This is a genomic window from uncultured Granulicatella sp., from assembly GCF_963528315.1.
Classification (GTDB): Bacteria; Bacillota; Bacilli; order Lactobacillales; family Aerococcaceae; genus Granulicatella.
In genome coordinates, this window is record NZ_CAURVV010000019.1 from 23,201 (window position 1) to 29,273 (window position 6,073).

General features: G+C 30.1%; 4 protein-coding genes. 3 read left to right on the forward strand and 1 reads right to left on the reverse strand.

The window, feature by feature from the left end; all coding sequences use genetic code 11:
• The first annotated feature begins 4 nt into the window (after positions 1 to 4).
• Both RYK07_RS05565 and RYK07_RS05570 read left to right on the forward strand, forming a co-directional pair.
• Complete coding sequence (locus tag RYK07_RS05565; protein WP_314852820.1) at positions 5 to 1,480, forward strand: O-antigen polysaccharide polymerase Wzy family protein; 1,476 nt, start codon at positions 5 to 7, stop codon at positions 1,478 to 1,480.
• Positions 1,473 to 2,507, forward strand: coding sequence for a prephenate dehydratase (locus RYK07_RS05570; RefSeq protein WP_314852821.1), 1,035 nt, complete (start codon positions 1,473 to 1,475; stop codon positions 2,505 to 2,507). Before RYK07_RS05565 ends, RYK07_RS05570 begins: the two co-directional genes overlap by 8 nt.
• Before the next feature lie 52 nt (positions 2,508 to 2,559).
• On the opposite strand, the gene RYK07_RS05575 is transcribed toward RYK07_RS05570, so the two are convergent.
• A complete protein-coding gene (locus RYK07_RS05575; RefSeq protein ID WP_314852822.1) occupies positions 2,560 to 4,059 on the reverse strand; it encodes a M protein trans-acting positive regulator PRD domain-containing protein in 1,500 nt (499 codons plus the stop codon).
• A 339-nt stretch (positions 4,060 to 4,398) separates the two neighbouring features.
• Here RYK07_RS05575 and RYK07_RS05580 point away from each other — a divergent pair.
• The coding region (locus tag RYK07_RS05580; RefSeq protein WP_314852823.1) for a G5 domain-containing protein at positions 4,399 to 6,073 on the forward strand (1,675 nt) is incomplete at its 3' end.

Below are 6,073 nucleotides of genomic sequence, written 5' to 3' on the forward strand. Positions count from 1 at the left end.
ATAGATGCCGGATTCTTTAAGAAAACTTCATGCAGTACTTACAACTTTCTGCTATGGTTTAGCAATTGTTTTTTATTTGATTTATTTAAATAATAATCATTTAGAAACTTTATTATATACCGTTGTAATAGTTTTTATTGCACATACATTATTTAGTTTTCATAACTTAAAATATCAATTAATTCATATCTTGTTTTATATGACAATTTTTGTATTTTTATTTTCAAGGCCATTAATTGATTATTTAAGAATTGGAAGTTTTGACACATATCAACAAGATGCTTATGTATTCACTTTTAATATTATTCTAGTTTCCTTACTAGGATTATGGTTAGGTGGAATAATAGGTGTCAGATATTTTAGTCGAAAAAAAGAAAAGCCTGTTGATGAAAATTCTTATGCTCGATTAATTTTACAAGTTCGAAGAGTTTCTTTAGCAGTATTTTGGTTAACATATCCATTTTATGTACTAAGATTAGTGGAACGTTTAATTTTTAGATTACAAACTACCTACTATGGATATTATGCGAATTTTACAAGTAAATTACCATACTTTACTTATTTATTATCAGCTTTTATGTTTTATGCATTATGTGTCTATTTAGCAACGAAACCATCTAAAAAAGCTTCTATTTTTATGCTTGGTTTATATGTTGTAGCCAATATGATTCATTTAGTCATTGGTACAAGAAATCCATTTATTTTAAGTTTATTATTTGCCTTTGTATATTTCTTTATGCGTCATTATTCTGATAAAAAAGAAGTTTGGCTTGGACGTAGAGAAAAAATTACGTTAGGAGTAGGAACACCAGTCTTAATGCTTGCGATGGGGGCTATGAACTATATACGAGATGGAGCGAAATTAAAGTTTGATAGTATCTTTGCTTTATTAGTCGATTTTATTTACAAACAAGGAACTAGTTTTGGAGTTTTAGCCAGAGGTTATTTATATCGTAGTAGTTTACCAATTCGAGAAATGAGAAACTTTACCTTTGGTCCTATTATTGATTATTTTTATCGCGGTAGTATTGGGATGAATTTATTAGGGACCACTGCTTTTAAAACAACGACAAATAGTATTGAATTAGCTTTAGAAAGTAATAGTTATGCTCATAATATTTCGTACTTAGTATTAAAACAACAATATTTAGACGGCCATGGTATCGGAAGTAGTTATATGATGGAAGTTTACACTGATTATGGTTTTGTTGGATTATTTATAACGAGTTGTATTTTAGGAGTTATTTTTATCGCATTACTAAATTCAGCGTATAGAAAAAATCTACTTGGATTTACCGTATCATTATTAATTCTCGGTAATTTATTCTTTATGGCAAGAAGTAGTTTCTCAGAAAGTTTCTTTAGTTTGTTCACAATGCAATTTTGGACAGTTGTAATAGTGATTTTCTTAATGTCCTACTCGATGAAGAAACCTATTTATCATACAACATTAGCAAAGGATGGTTATATACATGTTTGAAAATTATTCATTAGCTGATTTATTAGCTAATTTAAAGAAAAAGAAAAAATGGAATGTTATTGCAGTTTTTGTATTATTTGTTTTAATGGCTTTACCAATGAGCTATAAAGCAATTACTTCAAAATCAGTCGTAAAAAATAATACAAGTTACTCAAGCTATATTATTTATAAAATTAATGCACCAGAAAAAGAATTTAAAACAGAATCTAATACGAAGAATGATCAATTTAGTTATTTCTACTCTAAATTAATTAGTTCAAATATGAATGGTGCTTATTTATTCAATGATTCAACAGATCAAGAAGTGGCGAAATATGCTGGAGAAATTGCGAGTAATGCAACTCAATTAAGAAATTCAGATATAGATTTCTGGGAAAAGAAAATTATCGTATCTTCACTAGGGGATTATACAGGTGTTTCTGTTAAAGCTTTAACAACTAGTCCAACTTTAAATCAATTAATTGAGAAAAAAGTTGATGCATTAATGAATAGTTATAAAGATACATTTAAAGACGTGACGATTCAAAAATTAAATACTGTTAATTCCCAAGAAGTTGGTGGAAGTGAAACAACAGTTTCAAACTTCAATATAAAACAATTAGTATTAAGAATGGTAGTTGTTTTTGTATTAGCAGGATTTATTGTCATCTTTATGAACTTTGTTTGGTATTTATTTAATCCAACAATGAACCGTGTAGGTGATTTTAAAAAATACGATATCCAACAAGTATTTGAAATTGAAAATGCGGAAGTGTTACGTCAATTAATTCGTTATAAAAAAGAAAATCTTGGAGACTTTGCTGTAGTTACTTCAAGTAAAGCTATTGCAAAACAATGGGAGCAAAAAATTCAAGATGTATCGATTGAATATGTAGAAGCTTCTAATTTTGAAAGAATTTGTCAATTTGATGCTTACCTATTTGTAGAAGAATTTGGGAAGACTCGTTATGTTGATTTCGAGAAAAAATTACAAGAATTGCACAATTTTGATAAAAAAATTATTGGTGTAGCAGTATTTCCAATCTAAAATTTAATAAACAAAATTCCCCCGTCAGAATAACTGGCGGGGGTTATTTATTTTAAAATGAATCAGAAAGTGTATTTAAATAGTTCACTAATTCCATTATCGTTAAATTATTATGACAAATAAATTCTTTGTTTAATCCATCAATATAAAAGTTTGCAACAATAATATCATAATCAGTTTTATTTAAAATATCACTGGAAAGATTTACTTCATTCCAAGTTTCAAAGATGAATCGGTCATTACAATAATAAGATAGAACTTTCATTAATGTAATAGGGTGAGCATGGTCAAAATTACTAATCACTAATACTTTAATTTGAGGGCGATTCATTAATAATTGAATAGCCATATCTTCTCCATGAGTAAAGAGTGTATAAATTAAGTGATCGATATGCTCAGAAGTATGAGTACGGTTCATTAATTTCAAATAATTTATAATTTCAGATTTTACGATTTCAAAGGCGGATGAAAAATGTGTTTGAAAATTATTCATCGTTCTTTGTTTTTGGTTAAATAACAAAGGATCTGTAAATGTTTCTTGTCGTTCTAAATGAACAGTATTATGCATATACCAAATTAAATCATTTCGATTATGGATATGAATGTTTAGTTTAAATTCAATTTTCAATAACATTTCATCTAATAATTGGCATGAGTTTTTTGCATATTCATCTTGTTCTAGGGATGCATAAAACTCTTCAGGACTTAAGAAGATAGTATCTTGAATAAATGAAATAAAAATTTGAGCCAACACTTCAGGTGTCATACTTAGTTGAAATTTCTCTGAAAAATAAACTAATTTTTCTTCAATATCTGGTAATTGTGCAAATGGTGGAAAAATTTCATCAAAGAAGTTGTCTGGGATTGGAACAAAATGTTTATTTTTTACACGATAAATTCCAATCATTATCATCCATTTATACATATGATATATCGCAAAGCCCATTGGATAATTGGTCGGAGTATAAAAATATTTTGCGAATTCATCCAAATCTTCCTCATTAAAATCAGTAAAAGGCCATTCCAAAAAGTTATATCTTTCAGAAAAATATTGAGCATAAAAATAACGAATATCCACTTCATTTCCTGTAATAGAAACGGGAGTTAACTGAATATTCAATTTAAATTTAGGTTCAATATCTTTAACCATTTTATTAACAATGCGGTATAGATTAGCAGGAGTGGTATAAAATGCATTACTAATGTCATTAATTGTTTCTCCTTCATGAAAGAATACATATTCTAATAGAGAAAAATTTTGTGAATTTACAAAAAAGTGTTTATAAACTTCTTCAATACTATTTTCTTTTGAAAAATAAGCTTTAACTCCATTTGTAGAAGTTTGAATATCGATATTAGGAAAAGCATCTCTTAATTCAGCAATATCTTGTTTTAAAATTCGTTCTGTACAGTCAAATTTTTCGGCTAATTTATATAAATGAGTCCATTTTTTTGAATCAATTAAATATTCCATAAACTCTAATTGCCTTTTTTCTTTAGAGGAAAGTAGATTTCTCATAGCAACTCCTTTTCGTTGTGACGTGTTAAACATATGATAATATAAGTCGGTTTGAAAGTAAATAGAAAGCTTATAAAATCAACATAGCAAGCGGTTGCATTATGGTGAAAATTCCGTTAATTTTATGAGAATATTTCTAGAAATATTACAAAGAAATTACACGAAAGTTTCACTCAAAGGGAAAAAAGTTAATAATCGTAATTTTTTTCACCTTGAATGAAGAAATACAAACAGGAAATAGTATTGAATAATAAGAATTTGAGAGATATAATTCGTCCGTATCGTGATTGAACGAACAAGAAATAAATCTTAAACAATTTTAATATTTTCGAAATATAAATTTAACATTGGAAAATACAGGAGGAGAAAGATATGTCTAAAGCAAGAAAAGCTAAATGGAATATTGAAGAAAATACCCGTGAAGGATATACAAGATACAGTATTCGTAAATACAGTATGGGGGTAGCCAGCGTAGCGGTATTATCAGGATTTTTCTTTTTAACAGGAATTAGCGCACAAGCTGCCGAAATTACAGCACCACAAATTCCTGCGCAAACTGATGCAAACGTTTTACCAACATCCAAACAGGCGCTCAGTAAGGAAGCAGTAGAAAAGAAAGCGACTGTAACAAAATCTACAAAAGAAGAGGTAGTTACATCAACTCCAAAAGAAACAAAAGTTGAAGAAAAGAAAGAAGTAAAAGAAGTAACAGAAACTCCTACAACTACAGGCTCAACAAGAGAAGCAAAAGTTGAAACAGTTTCTACTACTCCAAAAGAAGACAAAGTAGCGGAAGTAACAACTACTACTCCTGAAACAAGAGAGGCTTCTACAAGAGAAGCAGTAAATAGTGAATCTGGATATAGTGGATTTCGTGCAGCAGGAAGACGTGGACCAACTCGTCCAGCTCCAACTCAACCAGTAAATCATCCAGCGGCAACGCCTACTAATACAGTAGCTGCAAGTGCTGGAACAACAAATCATGATAAAGTGGAACGTTTAAGAGTTGAAGATGCAGTTGAACCAACTGATGTAAGTAAAGGAACTCATAAATTTACAGGTGAAGGTACAGCACGTTTAAATACACCAATTCATTATAATGTTACAACAACAAGAACTAATGGTGGGTTAGATGTTTCAATTAACTATACAGCTCCAGGAAATACTAGAGAATTTGTAAGAAACAACTTTATCCTTCATACTGGTAATGGTTTTGGAGATCCACAATTACGAGGTGTATCTGGAACTACTGGAAATCCAACTATCGTTAAGGGACAAAACTTCATGTCTCATTCTGGTTATACATTAGCTAGTTCTGTAGATACAAATAGAGATCAAACAATTAGATTCTATTTACCAATTACTAATCCTACTGGGGATGCAACTTTAAAACTACAACCAACAACATTTAATGTGAACCAAGGTGGTGGTAGTGAAGCTACTATTAACGATCCATATAGTAACTCAAACTACTACTTCAAAGAACAACCATTGTACTTAGATGCTAATCCATCAGGTAACTCTGCTAAGAGAAAAGTAATTAAAGAAACAATTGATTTCCAAACAATGTATATTCCAACAACTAAATTAGCTGAAGGCGAAAAAAAAGTTGTTAGAGATGGAGTTAACGGTGAACGTCAAATTACTTATAAAGTTCATCAATATGGTTCAGAAACAGTTTTAGGATTACCAATTAGTAATGTTATTACGAAAGAAGCTCAACCTCGTATTGTTCAAATTGGTGTTGCAAAAGACTTAGTTGAAAAACCAGAAGTTGTTAAACCTCGTGTAGACCAAAATAAAGTTGGCGATACAAACCATTTAACATTCTACTTAGATAAAGATGGAAACAATGTCTACAACGAAGGTGTAGATGAGTTAATTCAAAATATTGATATTAAAGATGGTGCTAAAGGTGAAAAAGGTGACCGAGGACAACAAGGTGAACGCGGATTAACCGGAGCACAAGGAGCGAAAGGTGAAAAAGGGGACCAAGGTGAACGCGGATTAACCGGAGCACAAGGAGCGAAAGGTGAAAAAGGGGACC

What these genes read in the sequence shown, in the direction of transcription:
- RYK07_RS05570 (WP_314852821.1), top strand. Translation starts at nt 1,473, where the DNA reads ATGTTTGAAAATTATTCATTAGCTGATTTATTAGCTAATTTAAAGAAA.
- RYK07_RS05575 (WP_314852822.1), bottom strand. Translation starts at nt 4,059, where the DNA reads ATGTTTAACACGTCACAACGAAAAGGAGTTGCTATGAGAAATCTACTT.
- RYK07_RS05565 (WP_314852820.1), top strand. Translation starts at nt 5, where the DNA reads ATGCCGGATTCTTTAAGAAAACTTCATGCAGTACTTACAACTTTCTGC.